General features: G+C 58.9%; 18 protein-coding genes and 1 pseudogene. 7 read left to right on the forward strand and 12 right to left on the reverse strand.

The genetic code is table 11. The features are described 5' to 3' along the window. Window positions 1-2: 2 nt before the first annotated feature. The 7 genes and pseudogenes from XH80_RS18685 to XH80_RS18700 all read right to left on the reverse strand — a co-directional run bounded on the left by XH80_RS18685 (window position 3) and on the right by XH80_RS18700 (window position 3,778). Window positions 3-989, reverse strand: a complete 987-nt coding sequence (locus tag XH80_RS18685; RefSeq protein WP_333968835.1) for a glycosyltransferase — start codon at window positions 987-989, stop codon at window positions 3-5. Further along, complete coding sequence (locus XH80_RS18690) at window positions 947-1,150, reverse strand: hypothetical protein (protein ID WP_271599818.1); 204 nt, start codon at window positions 1,148-1,150, stop codon at window positions 947-949. The genes XH80_RS18685 and XH80_RS18690 overlap by 43 nt, the downstream gene beginning before the upstream one ends. A 2-nt stretch (window positions 1,151-1,152) precedes the next feature. Next, the gene (locus XH80_RS44005) at window positions 1,153-1,311 is read right to left on the reverse strand and encodes a hypothetical protein (protein ID WP_442869155.1); all 159 of its coding nucleotides are present in this window, start codon (window positions 1,309-1,311) and stop codon (window positions 1,153-1,155) included. 122 nt (window positions 1,312-1,433) lie between these two features. Further along, window positions 1,434-1,565 (reverse strand): annotated as a pseudogene (locus tag XH80_RS44010) (polysaccharide biosynthesis protein); the annotation flags it as partial. Window positions 1,566-1,596: 31 nt separating this feature from the next. Then, the gene (locus XH80_RS44015; RefSeq protein WP_442869152.1) at window positions 1,597-2,094 is read right to left on the reverse strand and encodes a polysaccharide biosynthesis protein; all 498 of its coding nucleotides are present in this window, start codon (window positions 2,092-2,094) and stop codon (window positions 1,597-1,599) included. Window positions 2,095-2,096: 2 nt separating this feature from the next. Beyond that, window positions 2,097-3,035, reverse strand: a complete 939-nt coding sequence (locus XH80_RS44020) for a nucleoside-diphosphate sugar epimerase/dehydratase (RefSeq protein WP_442869153.1) — start codon at window positions 3,033-3,035, stop codon at window positions 2,097-2,099. 377 nt (window positions 3,036-3,412) lie between these two features. After that, window positions 3,413-3,778 (reverse strand): hypothetical protein, encoded by a 366-nt coding sequence (locus XH80_RS18700; RefSeq protein WP_271599819.1) that lies wholly within the window; start codon window positions 3,776-3,778, stop codon window positions 3,413-3,415. A 366-nt stretch (window positions 3,779-4,144) separates the two neighbouring features. On the opposite strand from XH80_RS18700, the gene asnB reads away from it, so the two are divergent. The 5 genes from asnB (at window position 4,145) to XH80_RS18725 (ending at window position 9,593) form a co-directional block, all read left to right on the forward strand. Then, window positions 4,145-6,031 (forward strand): asparagine synthase (glutamine-hydrolyzing), encoded by a 1,887-nt coding sequence (gene asnB / locus XH80_RS18705; protein ID WP_271599820.1) that lies wholly within the window; start codon window positions 4,145-4,147, stop codon window positions 6,029-6,031. Between the two features lie 33 nt (window positions 6,032-6,064). Continuing rightward, window positions 6,065-7,000, forward strand: coding sequence for a glycosyltransferase family 2 protein (locus XH80_RS18710; protein WP_271599821.1), 936 nt, complete (start codon window positions 6,065-6,067; stop codon window positions 6,998-7,000). Between the two features lie 115 nt (window positions 7,001-7,115). Next, on the forward strand, window positions 7,116-8,015 hold the full coding sequence (locus XH80_RS18715) for a lysylphosphatidylglycerol synthase domain-containing protein (RefSeq protein WP_271599975.1): 900 nt from the start codon (window positions 7,116-7,118) through the stop codon (window positions 8,013-8,015). A 32-nt stretch (window positions 8,016-8,047) separates the two neighbouring features. Beyond that, a complete protein-coding gene (locus XH80_RS18720) occupies window positions 8,048-8,743 on the forward strand; it encodes a class I SAM-dependent methyltransferase (protein ID WP_271599822.1) in 696 nt (231 codons plus the stop codon). A gap of 40 nt (window positions 8,744-8,783) precedes the next feature. After that, window positions 8,784-9,593, forward strand: coding sequence for a class I SAM-dependent methyltransferase (locus XH80_RS18725; protein WP_271599823.1), 810 nt, complete (start codon window positions 8,784-8,786; stop codon window positions 9,591-9,593). 42 nt (window positions 9,594-9,635) lie between these two features. Here the strand turns inward: XH80_RS18725 and XH80_RS18730 are convergent, their stop codons facing one another. From XH80_RS18730 to XH80_RS18750, 5 genes are all read right to left on the reverse strand, one after another. Then, a complete protein-coding gene (locus XH80_RS18730; protein ID WP_271599976.1) occupies window positions 9,636-10,655 on the reverse strand; it encodes an NAD-dependent epimerase in 1,020 nt (339 codons plus the stop codon). A gap of 234 nt (window positions 10,656-10,889) precedes the next feature. Further along, window positions 10,890-12,527 carry a hypothetical protein gene (locus tag XH80_RS18735; protein ID WP_271599824.1) on the reverse strand — a complete coding sequence of 546 codons (1,638 nt, stop codon included), beginning with the start codon at window positions 12,525-12,527 and terminating at the stop codon, window positions 10,890-10,892. Window positions 12,528-12,561: 34 nt separating this feature from the next. Further along, window positions 12,562-13,851: a nucleotide sugar dehydrogenase gene (locus XH80_RS18740; protein WP_271599825.1), complete on the reverse strand. Its 1,290-nt coding sequence runs from the start codon at window positions 13,849-13,851 to the stop codon at window positions 12,562-12,564. Between the two features lie 321 nt (window positions 13,852-14,172). Then, window positions 14,173-14,448 carry a hypothetical protein gene (locus tag XH80_RS18745; protein ID WP_271599826.1) on the reverse strand — a complete coding sequence of 92 codons (276 nt, stop codon included), beginning with the start codon at window positions 14,446-14,448 and terminating at the stop codon, window positions 14,173-14,175. 649 nt (window positions 14,449-15,097) lie between these two features. Further along, the gene (locus XH80_RS18750; protein ID WP_271599827.1) at window positions 15,098-15,289 is read right to left on the reverse strand and encodes a hypothetical protein; all 192 of its coding nucleotides are present in this window, start codon (window positions 15,287-15,289) and stop codon (window positions 15,098-15,100) included. 678 nt (window positions 15,290-15,967) lie between these two features. On the opposite strand from XH80_RS18750, the gene gmd reads away from it, so the two are divergent. Beyond that, entirely contained in the window at window positions 15,968-17,038 is a 1,071-nt protein-coding gene (gene gmd, locus XH80_RS18755) for a GDP-mannose 4,6-dehydratase (RefSeq protein ID WP_271599828.1), read from the forward strand. After that, window positions 17,019-17,960 (forward strand): GDP-L-fucose synthase, encoded by a 942-nt coding sequence (gene fcl / locus XH80_RS18760; protein WP_271599829.1) that lies wholly within the window; start codon window positions 17,019-17,021, stop codon window positions 17,958-17,960. Before gmd ends, fcl begins: the two co-directional genes overlap by 20 nt. Window positions 17,961-18,073: the final 113 nt, after the last annotated feature.

Genomic DNA, 18,073 nt, shown 5'->3' on the forward strand with positions numbered 1-18,073 from the left:
GCTCATCGTTGCTCTGAAAGGTCGGGGCTGCGCAACAATTCGCCGATCAGGCCGGCATAGGCGTTCATCGCGACGGTCTGGTCAAACTTTGCAGCCGCTTTAACAGCGCGTCCCGCCATGGCGCCGTCGTCGGCACGGGATGCCGCCCGGATCGCGTCGGCCAGCTGATTGGCGCGACCGGGCGTCATCACCCACCCGAGCCCGTTCTCCACCACCGTCAACGCGGCCTCGGCCTCCGGCTCGGACACCAGCACCACGGGACGGCCGACCGCCAGCAGTTTGTCGAGCCGGCTCGGCACGACACTCTCGCAACGTCCTTCCGGTACGGAATGATCCAGAGATGGGCGGACGCCGGAACGCTTCAAGCTCGGAATCCTCGACCCGCCCGACAGAGGAGATGTTGGTTCGCGGCCGCCTGCAATTGCTTGAGGCGCTCGAAGCCCATGCCCCAGCCCGACAGCAGGAACTGAATGTCCGTCTCCTCCATCAGAAAGCGCGACGCCTCGAACACGATGTCGGGGTCGTGGGTGAAGCCGAGATTGCCCGACAGGACGAAGATGAAGCGCGCGGGCGGCGATCGCCTTGCGGAACGGATTGTCCGGCGTGGCCGGCCGCGGCGCGGGCACGAGCGTCGCCCAGTTTGGGATGAAGCGGATCTTGCTCCGCGTCATGCCGGCATAGCTCAGCAGCGGTCGCTGCGCGTCACGGCCGATGGTGATGACGGCGTTGAGCGCGCGGAACATCAGGCCATTGGCAGCCCGCATTGTCCGCGTCATGAGCGAGCCGGGCTGCAATAGGCCCGTCATCACCAGCACGTCTGGAAACAGATCGTGCATAGTCAGAGCCGCGCGCGCGCCCTTCAGCCTTGCCGCCGCCGCGACCGCATACGGCAGCACGAACGGCGCGGTAACCGTGAGCACGACGTCCCCTCGCCTCAGCTGCCGCGTCAATGCGAGAAACGTGCGCGAGGCGAACAGCAGCTCCGACACCGCGCGTCGGACCAGCGCTGCTTTCCCGGCCAGCCCGAGAGCACGACGACCTCGTGCTCGGCGGCGAGACGGCAGGCGATCTCGGCCACGTTCGCCGCCGTCGTGCTGGTATCCGGCGGATAGTCCTGGCGGGCGACGACGAACTTGCCCAAAGGCTGCATGGTCAGGCCGTGGTCGACCCGAACTCGGGCACCGCATCCTTCAGGATGGTCCTGACGGTAGCGCGATCGTCACGTGCAATCGCCTGCTCCAGCGCCGCGATCCATTTGCGCAGGGTCTGCATCGGCGGCTCGTTCGGCTGCGCCGCCATGATGTCGGCCACGCCGATCTCGCGGGTCGGCTCCTCGGAGGCGCACAGGATTTCGTGCAGGCGTTCGCCCGAGACATGCCGGTGAACACGATCTCGATGCAGGAGCCGGGTTGCAGTCCTGAGAGGCGGATCAGGCGCTCGGCAAGATCGACGATCTTCACCGGGTGGCCCATGTTGAGCACGTAGACCGAGACGTCGGCACGCTGGGTTCCGAGCGCATGGGGGGCCGCGGTGATGACGAGATCGCAGGCCTCGCGAATGGTCATGAGTAGCGGACCGTGTCGGGATGCGTCACGGTCACCGGGTCTCAGCCGCGATCTGCGCCTTGACTTTCGGGACCACCGAGCCGTTCGATGCCAGAACGTCGCCCAACCGGACCGAGATCAGGCGCATCGGCGGCTTGCTGCCGCGCGCCCCCAGCTGCGAGGTCGTGGTCCAGCGCCTGGCAGCACATCTTAGCAAGCGCTTGATCAGGCCGAGCATGGACACCGGCTCGTTTGCCTTGTCGGTCGAAATCATCACCATGGCTTCGGCGCCGGCGGCAACGGCGGCATCCGCCACGTTGACGGAGCCGAAGATATTGGTCTTCACGCCCTCGCTCCAGTCGCGATCGAGGATCGGCACGTGCTTGAGCGCGGCGGCGTAGAACATGATGTCCGGCCTGAATTCGTTCATCAGACGCGCGATGCGCTCGCGGTCGCGAATGTAGGCAGTCCGTCCCTCGATCTCGGCTGAAGCGCCCCGCGTGGCGAGCGCTCCCGTGATCGCGTAGAGCGGCGGCTCCGAGATTTCCACGATCAGGCGCCGCGCAGTGCCGAAGGCGACGAGGCGCTCGCAGATCTCGGACCGATCAATCCGCCGCCACAGGTGACGATCACCGCCTTGCCGTCGATCAGTGCTTCAAGGAGGGCGTAGTCGATTGTCTCGCTGGGCCGCAGCAGCGTGTCCTCGACCGCGACGGCCGTGAGCCGCGGCGTATCGCCGCTCTCCAGCGAGGGCATTCGGCTGACGATCGCGCCCAGCTTGCGCGCCCGCATCAGGATCGATTCCGGAGAGCTTCCGGCTCGCATGCCGACGGCGTCATGACGAGGCGCGCGATCGCTTGTGGCGCTTGGCGAAGTCGGCGATGACGTCCTCGACGTCGTCGATGCCCCCCAGCACCGGCACGTTGCGATGAACTGGCCGCCATCGGCGGTCGCCCGCGACAGCACGCCGACGGGCCAGATGCACTTGATCTTCCCGCTCTCGATGCCGCGCAGCAGCACCTCGGCATCCGCGGCACAGCCGATCAGCAGCGTCGGTGCGGGATCTCCGCCTCGCGCGTGACGCCGCACCCGTGTATAGCGGAAGTAGCGGTAGGCCATACGTGACGCGCTGAGGAAGGAGATCTCGAGAAACCAATAGAGGACGATCGTCATCTTGCCGAGGAAGAAGGCACCGCGGACGTTGGGGGCGACGAAGATGTAGTCGAGCACGAGCAAGGCGACCATCAGCACGGACGCGACGCGGATGATGTTCAACGCGTCCGGCAGCGAGATGAAGCGCCATTTCCTCGTGGTCAGGTTGAAGACGAAGAACACGACCACGCTGAAGGCGAGGAAATAGGGCAGGATCTGGAACAGCAGCGGCAAGCGGTCGAAGAAACCGTCGCCCCCCTCGAATCGCAGATAGATGGCGGCAAAAAGCGTCGCCGTGGTCGCCAGCAGGTCGTGGAGCGCGATCAGGAAATTGCGCAAGGTGAGATGCGAAAGACGCGTCGTTAGCTCACTGGTCTCGGACTTCGGATCTACCGGTGCTACGCTCTTGCGTAAAGAGAGCGACGTCCATTGAAATCCCACGTTCCATCAGCGGTCGCCAGGTTCGAAAGGGCTAAATCGTATTTTGACGATCGCCCAAGACCGAGGTTGTCAGTGAAGCAGCCTCCGCAATTGACCAATCTGAGCAGGTTCCTTGAGGACATTTATTGAACGCCATTACACCTTGCGCTACCTTGCATCATGTCTTCTCGGGGTTGACCAAAGCGTCAGCAGTCGCACCGATATGCTCACTGGACTGATGCAGAGCAACCTCCATCGGCAGGGTTTCACAGCCGATAGCGCCTGACTTTGGACAACTATGGTTTTGCGGTGGCGGCTCGCTCTGCTGTAGCTTTCAACGTGTCCACCTCAGCCCGAATTGCTCTTGTCTCCGCGACGTTGGCCGGGATTTCTTCCGTGGCTTTTTCTACCTTGGTCATGCGAAGGCTCAATTCGGCCAATGCCCTGTAGATCAGGTCCAGATACATTGTTTCGCTCTTCTTGGCCTCAGCTAATTCCTTGGCCAAGATGTCAAATCGTTCGGTTGATGGTTGCTGGATCTGCTTAAAATATGCTTCTTCGGTCCGCCATATCGCGAGCCTCTGCATTTCTAGGAGGGCCATGAAGACGAGGTTTGCCGCAAGCAACGTCACCAAAATTACTCGCCAGTTTTCCTTGAACATCCGATTCCCTCCGATAAAGAGCGCCTATCACCCAGGGCTAGCTGACGGACTCGCAGACGTTTGATTACCCACAAAATCAAAGGCCGCCGGTTCACGTTGGCGGGGCTCTTTCCAAAATCGCCCACATTATTGCGGCTCGCACTGTTGGGTTCTACCCTTCTCGACAGCTTTACGGGTCTTCCGGTCTGTCCATACCAACTAATTTATTCTCGTACCAACCCTCGAATCACGGTGATCGCATCGTGTATCACGATTTGCAGGAGCGCCGCTCCCGGCATCCTTCCCGATCCCGCACCTGCTCTCGCTAGCGGTACATTTGCCACTATGCTAAGGGTTGCAGCTTCAGGGCGAAAGCGATCGATTGAAATGTGCGGAATTGCCGGTATCGTTAATTTCGATGGTGAACCCATCGCCCGTCAGTCCATCGTTCAAATGATTGAAACCCTGGCACACAGGGGCCCGGATAGCTCCGGGATCTGGGTCGAGGACCATGTCGGTCTTGGACATCGCAGGCTCGCGATCCGGGACTTGTCGCCCGCGGGCGCCCAACCAATGATCGATCCCGGTGCGAAGATCGCCGTCTCCTACAATGGCGAACTCTACAACGACGTTGAACTTCGGCGAGCGCTCGGCCGCACTGCGGGTGCCAGGTTCCACACCGGCTGCGATACCGAAGTCATCGCTCCCAGTTATCGTCTCTGGGGCAAAAACGCGTTCCTGAAATTCGAGGGCATGTACGCGATTGCGCTTTGGGATCAGAAGAACGAGCGGCTCATTCTGGCGAGAGATCCGATCGGGATCAAACCTCTTTATTTTTCGTTCGTTGGGCGGTCCTTGCGGTTTGCAAGCGAGATTAAAGCTCTGCTGGCGCTGCAAGATCAGCCGCGGCAACTTTCACCGCATAGCCTGCATCGGTTCTTTGCGCAGGGCTATCCCGGACCGGCGCGCAGCCTGATCGACGGGATCCAGCCGCTGCCGCCCGGCAGCACGCTCGTCGCGGACCGGAAAGGTTGGCGCGTCGAACATTTTTGGCAACCCAAGCGGCACACCAAGATCGTGAGCTTCGAAGAAGCCCTTTCCCGTTTCGACCAGCTCTGGCCCGAGGTGGTTGATGATCAACTCATCAGCGACGTGCCGGTCGCTCTGTTGTTGAGCGGCGGAATCGATAGCGCGCTGATCGCCACCGCGCTGCCTGGTCGCTCGGACCTGTCGGCCTATACCGCCAGTTTCGGCGAAGCCGCCTTTGACGAAAGTGGACTCGCCGCGGTCACCGCCAGACACACCAATCTACGCCAGCGTTTGGTTTCAATCGATACCGAGGATGATATCGAGGTTCGCTTTCTGGACGTTGTCGCCAAGGTCGATGGCCAGCTGGCCGATTCGAGCGCTTTGGCATTTTATTCGCTTTGCCAGAAGGCCGGCCGCGAAGTCCGCGTCCTGCTGACCGGTGATGGCGCCGACGAGTTCTTCGCCGGCTATGAAACCTATCGCGCCACCCGCCTTGCAACGGCCGTGGGGCCTTTGTTTCCGAAATTCGCGATGCAACATCTTTCAGAAGCGCTGTTTGCGAAAGCGGCTGCTAGCCAGGCTAAGGTGGGGGCCGCGGAAAAATTCGCGCGATTGCTCGCCGGCGTGGCGAACGGCGGCGCGCGGCCACACCCGCAATGGCGGCGATATCTATTTCCCGAACAGATCGATACCCTCTATGGCATCGGGATGAAGGACATCGATCGCGAGGCTGACGCCCTCGACGAATATGCCGCGGCACTCGGCACCGAAGGCTCTGCGGCAGACCGGGCCCTAGAGGCTGATCAGCGTTACTATCTTCCTGGGGACATGCTGATGAAGACCGATTCGATGAGCATGGCGCACGGCGTTGAGGTGCGGGTGCCGTTCCTCGACCGGCGCATTATGGAATTCGCCAATGGCCTCGACGTGGCGGTGATCAGTCCGCTTCGCGGTCCGGACAAGCGCATTCTGCGCGCCTATCTCGAGAGACACGGTCTGCCAAAGGACCTGACACGGGGGACTAAAAAGGGCTTCAATATTCCGGTGGCAAACTATCTGCGCCATGGCCTGAGGTCGCTTGGAGAAAGGCTGCTGGACAAGGAGGCTGATTGTCTGGCGCCCTTCCTGCGGCCGGATGCCGTGCGGCAGCTCTGGCGAGAGCACGTTGACGGAAATTCCCGTTATAGTTACACCCTCTGGACCTTGCTTACCTTGGCGACGTGGCGAACAACGGCCAATGTCTAGCAGTGCTTTCCGAGCCAAATTTAGGAAGCAATTTTGGGACCGTTCGAAGACGTTTCAGTCATCATTCCGGCGTTCAATGAAGCGGGCGGGATTGGTCCGACTCTGGAGCAGCTTTCGCTTACACTGCCGGGCGCCGAAATCATCGTCGTCGATGATGGCTCGACCGACAGCACTGCCGAGGTTGTCGAAAAATATCCGAACGTGACCCTGATGCGGCATGGCTTCAACCGGGGATACGGAGCGGCGCTGAAAACCGGCATGGCCCACGCCAGTCGTCCGCTGGTTGCCTGGTTCGACGCCGACAACGAGCATCGCGTCAGCGATCTAGTTTCGATGATAGGTGCCATTCGCCAGGGCAGTCTGGCGGCGGTGATCGGCCAGCGAATATCGGGCGGCGCCTCCGCGGTCCGCGGCGTCGGCAAGGCGGTGATCCTGATGCTCGCCCGGTCGCTCGGGTTCCGCGGCGGTCGCGACATGAACTGCGGGCTTCGCGTGTTCCGCGCTGAGGTGATCTGTCGATATTTGCCGTTGCTTCCGAATGGTTACAGCGCGTCGATGACGAGCCTGCTGGTGATGCTCGAGCGCGGTTATCCCATCGGATACCATCCCGTGGAGCTCGCCGCCCGCATCGGAACCAGCAAGGTCACCCTCCGCGCGGGCTTTGCCAGTCTGCTGCTGGTGATGCGAGTGATCATGATGTTCGCCCCGATGCGGATTTTCCTGCCCTTCGCGTTGGCAATGTTCAGCATCGGCGCGGTCTACGGCGCGACCCTGGCAATCCTGCACGGCGAAGGGTTTCCCACGTTCGGCGTCTTTCTGATGCTCGCCGGCCTTCTCATCGGCATGCTGGGGCTGATCGCCGACCAGCTCAGCCAGATGCGCCTCGTCCAATACGAGACCACCGCACCCTATCGCGCGCTGCCGCTTGCAAAGGACCGCGAAGCGAAATTACCACCGGGACTGTCTTGAGAAGCCATGTCTTGAAGGTCGGGCGATCCGCCGCGCCGCTGCTATTGACCTCGTTGCTACTCTGGCTGGTGTCATACGCGGTCGTTCGAGCCAGGCGTTGCGGTAATTGTCGGCGATGCGGCCGAGCTTCTTCGTCGCCGCCGAGATGCTGATGTTGCTGAGCATCGCAGTCGCAACCCTGCGCTATCAGTCGATGCTCCAAACCCTTTGTTCCGACGGTCCGGTGCATTACTTCCCGTTGCTCAAGCTCAACCTCCTGACGCTCTTCAGCTCGCATTTTGTCCCCTTCGGCGCGCTGGCGGATGCCATGCGCGCGCTGGTTTCGCGCAAGCTCCTAAAAATGCCGGTCGGCAAGGCGGTGGAGGGCGTGATCGCGGATCGCGCGCTGGCGGTGGCCGGATTCGCGCTTTTTGGACTGCTCTTGCTTCCGCTGCAAATCTCGATGCACTGGCCCTGGCGGATCGTCATGGCTCAGGTCGCGACCTTTGGCGGGCTGTTCGTGCTTCTCGGAGTCGCTGCCTTCGGCTTGACCTTGCACGTGCGGTTCCTCAAGTCCGCAGCGGAAGCCGCGCGACGGTTTTTGGGACATATCGCCACGTGCCGTAGCCTCGGCTGGTGGCTTGGCTTAGACCTTCTGATGGCCTTGAGGTCGAAGCCGACGATGTTATACATCTCCTCCGCTGGGCGGCCTAGGCGGCCGGCAGCACCGGCCTGTTCGCAGCGATGCTGTTGCTGCTCGGGCTCGGCTTGCGCATTCCGCTCCGGGGCGCGTTCACGACGACGCCGGCCATCTATCTTTCGCAGGTTGTTCATATCTTCTATGCTGGATTGCTCGCGCGAGATTGCGTTCGCCGCTTCGCTCGTGCCTAGTGACGTTCTGGTCGACTCCGATGCGGTCGCCCTCAGCTTGAGCATAGGTCTTTGCAATCTGGCGGCCAGTGTCCCAGGAGTGATTTTTGCCGGGCCGCTGCTGCAAGCATTGCGAGGGAAGACGATCGCGCCGGGGATGAAATGATCGGCCATAGCGAAAGGGACACGGGTTCAGCCATGAATCCCAATGCGACGACACATGATGGAACTCTCCCGCCCAACTGGGCGCTCGCCCCGCGCAAGAGCTTGCTGCAGTCAGCATGGGACCTAGCCGGTGCTCCCCTGCGGATGGTGCTGCTGCCGGATTCACAGAATGAACGCCTGCACCTGACGTCGCTGCGGGCCGAGCGCTATGCCGCCGTGTTGCCGCAGCTCAGGGGACGGGTTCTCGACATCGGCGCCGGCGACAATGCGCTGATACGTCTCTATCGACATAGGCTGCTCCGCTCAGCCAAGGATGACGCCGGCGCGGACGACAGCGTCGGCGTCGATGTCGTCGACTGGGGCGGGGATACGCTAAAGATCGCATCCTCGGACAGTCTTCCGTTCGAAGCGGAAAGCTTCGATACAGTCGCCTTTGTTGCATGCCTCAATCATATCCCTGAGCGGATCGGTGCTCTGAAGGAAGCGCATCGTGTGCTCAAGCCCGGCGGTTTGCTGGTAGCGACGATGATCGGGCGGCTGATCGGCGATGTTGGCCATGCCATCTGGTGGTACAGCGAAGACAAGCACCGCGACGTTGCCGAAGGCGAGGTCATGGGAATAGACAAGACTGAGATGCTACAGCTTCTTGAGCAAGCCGGCTTCAGGGAGGTTTCGGTGAAGCGGTTTGTCTATGGAATGAACTATCTCTATCTGGCTACGCGCACCTGATTCAGAAATCGCGGCGCGCGTCGGAAGCGGGAAACGGGCAATGACATCCTCGCATTCAGCAAAATCCAAGCCGGACGTCGGTCAGCGGACGATTGCCGATTTCGGCGATCAATGGACCCGTTACACCGACAATTCCGGCTATTATGGCTCGCTCGGACTCTTTGCCGATATCTGCGAGCCGCTACTGAGCCTCGCCAATGTGCGCGGACGCACTGTTGTGGATATCGGGTCCGGTACTGGCCGAATAGTAAATATGCTGCTGGATGCCGGCGCCGCGCACGTGACCGCACTTGAGCCCTCGGAATCCTTCGCTATTGTCGCTGCCAACACCGCGGATCGCGCTAGCCGGGTCGAGGTGATACGCTGCGACGGGACGGCCATTCCGCAGGATCGTGATTTCGACCTCGTGGTATCGATCGGCGTGCTGCATCACGTCGAGGATCCCGGACCGATCGTTAAGGCGGCGAGACGCGCGCTGAGACCGGGAGGCGTGATTTTCATTTGGCTCTACGGTCGGGAAGGCAATGGCATATACTTGGCGCTGTTCGAGCCCTTGCGAGCTGCCACCAAGAGAATGCCTCATCGCCTGTTGGCCATTCTGTGCCACGTCTTGGACTTCATTGCGATGTCGTACACCGCGGCTTCGAGAATCCTGCCGCTTCCGATGCGCCAATATATGCAAAAGGTCTATCGCCGGCTGCCCCCGGATAAGCGTCGCCTGGTGATCTATGACCAGCTCAATCCAGCATACGCTAAGTACTATAGCGAAGACGAGGCGCGGAGCCTGTTGGAGAGCAACGGCTTCACGAACGTTCTACCCATCACCGGCACGGCTACAGCTGGAGTGTGACCGGAGTACGATGAAAACTCCTGGCAGCCCCTCGCAACCTGGTTAGGCGGACTGGTCGGGCCTATAGTAGCTTAAATACCAATCGACGAATTTCCCGACTCCCTCTTCAATCGAGGTCTTCGGTTGAAATTCTATTGCTTCAACGAGACTATCAACGTCGGCATATGTGCTGGCTACGTCGCCCGGCTGCATCGGAAGAAATCGTTTAATGGCCTTCCTGCCGATTTTCGCCTCGATACACTCGATAAATGAAGTCAGCTTAATCGGATTTCTGTTTCCAATATTGTAAATTCGGTAGGGCGCCGATGAAGTTGCCGGATCGGGCGCCTCGTAATTTCGGACCGCACTGGGCGTTGCAATCTTGTCTGCAACCCGAACGACGCCTTCGACAATATCATCAATATAGGTGAAGTCTCGCTCGTGCTGCCCGTTGTTGAATACGTCGATGGGCGTTCCGGAAATAATACTGCGCGTAAAGAGAAACAGAGCCATATCCGGCCGACCCCAAGGACCGTACACGGTGAAGAATCGCAATCCGCTTACAGGCAGATTGTATAAATGGGCATACGAGTGCGCCATTAGCTCATTGGATTTTTTGGTCGCCGCGTAGAGGCTGAGAGGATGATCAACGTTATGGCTGACGGAAAACGGCATCTTGCTATTTGCGCCGTATACGGACGAAGACGATGCAAATACGAGATGCTTGACGCCGTTGTGGCGACAGCCCTCCAATATGTTCAAGAAGCCTACGATATTTGAGTTGATGTAAGCATGTGGTGCTTCCAGGGAATAGCGCACGCCAGCCTGGGCCGCCAAATGGATGACCTTCTCCGGCTTGAACTTTGAAAACAAGCCCGAAACGGCGGCGCAATCTTCGAGATTCGCTTCTACAAAGTGAAAATTCCGAAAGGCAGAAAGCCGGCTTAGTCTGGCTCTTTTCAAATTCACATCATAATAATCGCAAACATTATCGATCGTAACGACGTCGTGACCTGCCTCCAACAGACGGTGGGCGGTGTGATATCCAATAAAACCAGCTGCGCCGGTTATCAGCGTCGGCATCTGTGACATCACGAACTCAGGGTTCGTGCCCTCGATATTGTCTTGGCTTCCAAAGCCCGCCCCAAGCATAACTTTGCTTTGGGCCGCCCTGAACTTTCATCCGGAGCCGTTAGCGTCCTTCAGTATTGTACGCCAAATGGCGCGGGTGGAGCAACGGACGATCGGCGGCCTGTACGCAGTGTTCGAGTCATACCTGCAGGCTCCAGCGAGCGAGCGCCTTCAGTCGGAATTGGACTACTTCCGCAATTCCACCACCTTCCTGGCAAATGAAAAGTTCCTCTTAACGATCGCGGAGATCTGAAGAAGAACCGGCGTTGGAGGCAGAGGCAAAAGGGCAACGCAAGTTGCTATGGAAAAAACGAAGGACCCGAGCAAAGCGTAACTATAGCGGACGTCCGCGAACAATGAGCTTCCCGTGATGTAGATATTGATCAGCGGTATCCCGAGAAATATCGAGCCTAGCAAAACGTCCTTTCTCAGGAGAACCGCCGATGCCGCTAATGAAAGGAGAAAGAAGAGGTCAAGCGGAATATATGCGACCAACCCCATGATAAAATGAAGGTAAGTCGGCTGGCTTCTGAAGTATGGCTTCATCGATGCAGCAAACAGCCGGTGAAGTTCGGACTTGTCATCCTTCTCAAAGAACTCAGCGATTTGACTGTCGAAGGCGCTAACGTTTGGCCGAACCCAGGACAGGTAAAGGTAGTGATTGCGTTCATGCGCAAAGAGCTTCATGCCATTGAAGCCGCGGAAAATCTCATAGTCGGCTGGAAGAGCTAAAAGATAAAAATTGAAACCGCTCGAAGAAAGACCGTAGCCGATCGAGTTCAGTCGAGGTCGATAGCCGTCGGCAATCAGCGCCCGGCCCATGTCCTCGATTTTGCCTATGGCTTCTGTGTTGGAGGCACCGGCAACAATCCAGGAGCGCATGATAGTCGTAACGTCGCCAAACGAAGCTCCCTCCTTGAGCAGCCTTTCCGCACTGATCGAGGGTGGCAACTGGTAGCTTCTAAATCTCTGGGTCAATTCCGGGCTAGGATTGGGATTTGCATACAGCCCCGCCCACAACTTGCTTGGACCCAGTCGGGGAAAAATGAACTCGCCTCCATCAAGTGCTCTGATGGACGGGAAAAGCAAAATGCCGAAGATGAAAACCAAACTGAATGTCGCAAGATTCGCGGAGAGCAGCCGGCCTTGCCGAATAAGGGTCGCGCAAGCGATGCCAAGACAGAATACTGCTACGGTGCTTCTCAATTGAGTTGCGAAGGAGATGCAAATGCAGAAGAGAACCGAAGCTCGAGCGCTCATGATTCGGCTATTGATCGCGCCGACCGATGTTCCCAAAGATATTAGCAAAAACGACGAAGATAGCGACTCCGTCAAAAGCGCATTATGCATCGATTGATAGAATGGAATGAGACAAAGCGCCACCGCCGCAACAGCAAACCATCTTGACGGCCAGGTAGAGTAAAAGGATCGGGTGCAATAGACGAGTGCAGAAGCGGCAATTGCATGTTGTCCGACCGCAAGGCAAGGCCAGATCAGCCTGACTGGCAACAACGCCAAGGCGTTCCAAAGCAGCGGCAGGCCTAATGGAACGTAGTTGTGCCACCAAAGGGGCTCCCCCGTGATGATGCCGGCGCCACGCTGTGAGGTTAAGAGCGCATCAGATATATTGATGTAGCTTGACGCATCCGCCCATATGACCGCGCCCTGCAACCAGAAGAAGAAGATGTGGAGAAGCACTATTAAAAAAATGAAAGATCGCTTCTCAGGGCTCAAACAATTCAGGCTCTGCTCTTCCAGAGAGAAAGAAACAGGCGCGCAGTGTTTTCCAAGTCGCCCCAACTGCATTTGACGTCCAATGGCCATCTCAGACTGCACAGACATTCAACCAGATCATCCGTCAAAGGCGGGAGAGATGGACTCCGCTAGGCACATCACTCCGCGGCAACATGCCTTTTAAATCGAAGACAATGCCTTGATCGGCCAGCTTGAGCAGGCTGGAGACGCGACGCCATCCATACTCACTGAAGATCTTGTGCGGGACGGCAATGATTACCGCATCGGCCGGGGCAAGATCATCAAACTCAAAAAGACTCAAGTCGTATTCCTTCATTGCCTCGAGCCGATCTACAACGGGGTCATGCACCTGGACGTTGATCCCGTATTTTTCAAGCTCTTTCACCGTATCTCCAACGCGACTGTTTCGTATGTCAGGCACGTTCTCTTTGAATGCCAACCCCAAGATCGTCACTGTCAGCGGCTGCCCAAGTTTCTTCATCATCATCACACGAGCGCATTCGTCAGCTAAGGACTTACTCATGGAATCGTTTACGCGGCGCCCTGCAAGTATGACTTCCGGGTGGTAGCCGATCTGCTCTGCCATGTGGGTCAGGTAGTACGGATCGACGCCGATACAGTGTCCGCCGACCAGGCCTGGCGAGAAGGGCAGAAAATTCCATTTTGTTTTTGCGGCCGCCAGCACGTCACCCGTGTCGATACCAAGGCGTTTAAAGATCAGCGACAGTTCGTTGATCAACGCGATGTTCAGGTCGCGTTGTGTGTTCTCGATGACCTTTGCCGCTTCGGCGGTCATGATGTTTGGCGCTTCATGGATAGGTGCGTTAATGACCGCGCCATAGACGCGCGTCATCGTTTCCAAGGTCTTTTGATTCTGACCGGCAACTATCTTGGCGATGCTTTCGAAGCGATGCTCTTTATCGCCAGGATTTATCCGCTCAGGCGAGTAGCCAAGAAAAAAATCTCTACCTGCTACCAACCCGGATGCTTTCTCCAGATAGGGCGCACATTCATTCTCCGTGACACCAGGATACACAGTTGACTCATAGACAACGATATCGCCCCGGGAAAGCACCGAGCCGACGAACTCCGAAGCGCGATACAACATGCTGAGATCAGGCCGCTTGGCGTGATCCAAGGGAGTCGGAACAGTCACGATGAAAAAGTTTGTCGCCGCTAGACTCCGAACGTTGTTCGAATAGACCACATCGGCTTCTGCGAGATCGCCTGACTCAACTTCTCTGGTCCGGTCGTAACCTCTGACGAGCTCATCTATGCGTTGCGGGTTTATGTCGAAGCCTACAGTTTGAAATCCCGCGCGTGCGAACGCAACAGCAATCGGTAACCCAACGTAGCCGAGTCCAACGACGCCAATCCTAATTTCATCACGCACTTCTGTTTCCTTCCATAGCTGTCGTGCACCTTAGACAAGCTGCCAACTCGACCGAGGTCGGACCGAGCACCCCATTGCTGTTCTCTGCGACTTACAGGAAATTCTTGGGGCTGCTCAACTCGAATTGCTGGGTCATTTTGGTCTCGGCTTGGGTGGCGCCTCCGTGATTTATTGCCCGTAGTTTGTACATCACGCAAGAGGATTGGCACCATGACGGGAGGCGATGGCGCTTGAAATGCTTGAGCGATGGATGTCTTGCCAATCCTTATAGCGTCGGCAATCTTCGCTCCTTCCAGCAAATTACCGCCAGAGAAGCCAGTCTCACGTCAGCAACGAATTTTCCGGCATCGTTTGCGTGGCGAGCGGACTGCGAAAACCTTCCGCATCGCCGGGAACAATTTCTCCGGTGATCCATATGATCGCTTGACCGGATTTGTTCACGCCGACTTTGATCTCAGCAGATTCAGCATTGCTCGAAAGCGTTGCGTGAGGCCGTCGCCGGCAAAATGACAATCGTATGCCCCCAATGAGGGACATTTGTTCAGCAACTGGAAGCGTGCACAAGTGCTTCCAAAAGGGAATGGATTTTTGTGCCAAATCGGCGGCGATTCCCGGCGGACGCCGGCTGGATCTGAGCTATGGCCGCTTCAATGCGCGGGACTTGGTCGTTGGCACCGGCAACAAGCTGCCGGGCCTCCGCCGAGTCCGGATTCTCCCACCGCCCTGTCCGGGTAAGTCCGCGCGTGTCAAGTCCACCATAGCGATGCATCCACGGGCCATACGTGTGGCAGAAGATGTGGAAGCCGCGCATGCGGCGGGCAGCACTACCTTGGCTCGGTGCAGTGCCAGGTACAGCATCTTGTAGAGCCGGCCGCGCTTGCAGAACCGGAAGAGCTTTTTCGCCTGGGCGACGTGCGAGGAAGGGCACGCCAACGCCTGCTCTGTCCCTGCCGGTAGCACCATTCGCTCGCGCGACGCCAGAGGCTTTTCAGGGCCCCACAAGACGCGGGGGTTGCTTCGGGAACGCTTTTCCGCAGACTCAGCCGCAACTCGACAACTGGTCAGGAGAGCGGTCCGCCTGCAAAACTTGATCATCCTGATTGCCAGCTACGTCTTTTTATGGGTCGTGGGACCGGCGTTTCATTTCCCCGCTGTTGGTCATTTCGCTGGCGAACTACGTAGCCGCCATCCTGATTGAGCGGTTCAAAGACCCAACGGGCAGGAAGCCATTCTCTGGATCGCGATCTCAATCTCGCTGTTCGCGCTTGCCGTGTTCAAATACTTTCAATTTCTTTGTCTTCTCGGCGGTGCCGGCAGAGCGGTGAAGTTTGCGCGGTTTAAAGCGGTGGCGGGCGAGATGGTGGAAGACCGGGATGGTGAACTCGTCGCTGACCTTGCGCCTCAATGTTTGTCGCGCGGCGATCACGATGGAAGGCATGGTCAATCATGGTGAGAGAGTTTCGCGGGGCTCGTGACGTAGGGAGGGCGTAGCCCGACCGGAGTTACGACCCGCGTCGGCGTGATCCCGAGGGGGACCGCGCCGACTGCGCGACCGACGGGGCGGCTCCTTGGGAAGGCGGGCTCGGCATGCTTTTGAAACTGAGTATCGGCTGGATGAACTTCGTCGGATGCCGGGCCGGGAAGCTGGGTGGCCGTAGGTGGATCGTTCCCTTAGTCGAGCGGCTGCTCTGCTTCGGTTAGACCGGCGAGGACCCTCCATGCGCTTCTGTAGGCTGCCTCGACGGTACGGGCGTCGGCCTCCAGAAGAGTGTTCTTGAGGGGCAGGCCGCCTTGGCCCAGGCGAGTAGCCCGTCACTGTCCTGCTGGGCGGCCAGCTAGCCCAGGAGCCGCTCAGGAACTGGGCGGAGGCCTGGGGCGGCAAGACACGGGGAGCGCGGTTCAGAATGGCCTTGGAAGGCCTTCCGTTCGCTCGTGACGTGGCCTGTGGCCCGCGGCCATGTCACTGTTTCCAAACAGCTTGCAGTCGTTTGACAGACGCCGAGCGCCGGGGCTTGACGTGCGAATGGTGATCTGTCCAAAAAGACGGACGTGAACATGCTTCGCTGGCGCCTCGTCGCGCCTGTTTTATCTCAGATGCGCGGGAACAGGGTAGGCCATGACCAAACGGGTCGCTTTAATCACCGGCGTGACGGGTCAAGACGGGGCCTATCTCGCTGAGTATCTGCTGTCGTTAGGCTATACCGTGCACGGCATCAAGCGGCGCTCGTCGTCCTTCAACACCGTGCGCGTGGACCATCTCTACAAAGACCCGCATGTCGGATACGTGCCTTTCCTGATGCACTACGGTGACATGACGGATTCGACCAACCTTATTCGCTTGATGCAGCAGATAAGGCCGACCGAGATCTACAATCTCGCCGCCCAGAGCCACGTCGCCGTCAGCTTCGAGAGCCCGGAATACACTGCTAACGCCGACGCCGTCGGCGTGCTGCGCCTGTTGGAGGCGATCCGCATTCTCGGCATGGAAAAGGAGACGCGGTTCTACCAGGCCTCGACTTCCGAGCTCTACGGCCTCGTGCAGGAGATCCCGCAGAAGGAGACCACGCCGTTCTATCCGCGCTCGCCCTATGGCGTCGCCAAGCTCTACGGCTACTGGATCACGGTAAACTACCGCGAAGCCTACGGCATGTTCGCGTCCAACGGCATCCTGTTCAACCACGAGAGCCCGATCCGAGGCGAGACCTTCGTCACCCGCAAGATCACTCGCGGCGTCTCCCGGATCGAGGTTGGGTTGGAGCAGACGCTCTATCTCGGCAATCTCGAGGCCAAGCGCGACTGGGGCCATGCCAGGGATTACGTCGAGGGCATGCACATGATCCTGCAGGCCGACAAGCCCGATGATTTCGTACTCGCCACCGGCGAGACGCGCTCGGTGCGCGAGATGGTGGAGCTGTCCTTCGCCCATATCGGCCGCCGCATCGAATGGCGCGGGAAGGGCGTCGACGAGACCGGCGTCGATGCCATCAGTGGCAAGACGGTGGTGAAGATCGATCCGACCTATTTCCGCCCGACCGAGGTCGATCTGCTCGTCGGGGATGCCAAGAAGGCGCAGAAGGTGCTCGGCTGGAAGCCGAGGCGGACTTTTGCGCAGCTCGTCGACGAGATGATGACCTGCGATCTGGCCGAGGCCAAACGGGAAGCGGCTCATGGCAAGCGTACCGTTTGAGCTGAAGGGCAAAAGCGTCTATGTCGCCGGCCATCGCGGCATGGTCGGCAGCGCGATCGTGCGCCGGCTGGCGCGCGAGGATGTGAATCTCGTCACCGTCGAGCGTCGCGAGCTCGATCTCTGCAACCAGGCGCAAGTGTTCGACTGGTTCGCGAAGGTGCGGCCGCAGGTGATCTTCCTCGCCGCCGCGAAGGTCGGCGGCATCGTCGCCAACAACACGCTGCGCGCCGAGTTCATCTACGACAATATCGCGATCGCCACCAATGTGATCCATGCTGCGCATGTGAACCATGCCGAAAAGCTGATGTTCCTCGGCTCGTCCTGCATCTATCCCAAGCTGGCGCCGCAGCCGCTGCGGGAAGACGCGGTGCTGACGGGCCCGCTGGAGCCGACCAACGAGCCCTATGCCATCGCCAAGATCGCTGGCCTTAAGATGGCGGAAGCCTATCGCAGCCAATATGGCAGCGACTTCATCAGCGTGATGCCGACCAACCTCTACGGGCCTGGCGACAATTATCATCCTGAATTGAGCCACGTCGTTGCCGCGCTCATCCGCCGCTTCCATGAAGCCAAGCTGTCGGACGCAAAGACCGTCGAGGTCTGGGGCACCGGCGCGCCGCGGCGCGAGTTCCTCTATGTCGACGACATGGCGGATGCCTGCGTGTACCTCATGAAGACCTACTCCGGCGCCGGGTTGGTCAATATAGGTACCGGAAAGGACATCGCCGTTGCTGAGTTCGCCCGACTCGTCGCAGACATCGTCGATTACAACGGTGAGATCGCTTTTGACACCACTAAGCCAGACGGCACGCCGCGCAAGCTACTCGATGTCAGCCGCCTTGAAAGGCTCGGCTGGCGCGCGAAGACCTCCCTCATGGACGGTCTGAAGCAGGCGTACGGAGCATATCTGTCGCTCGGGTAATAGAGCGGTTACTCCCGCTCAATCCATCGTGGGCCGTCATCGCTTTTGAAGGTCAGTCACTTCGAAGACTATTTGATCAGAACCTTCCATACTCTTATTACTTGGACGGTGGT

This window comes from Bradyrhizobium sp. CCBAU 45384, assembly GCF_028128665.1.
Lineage (GTDB): Bacteria > Pseudomonadota > Alphaproteobacteria > Rhizobiales > Xanthobacteraceae > Bradyrhizobium > Bradyrhizobium manausense.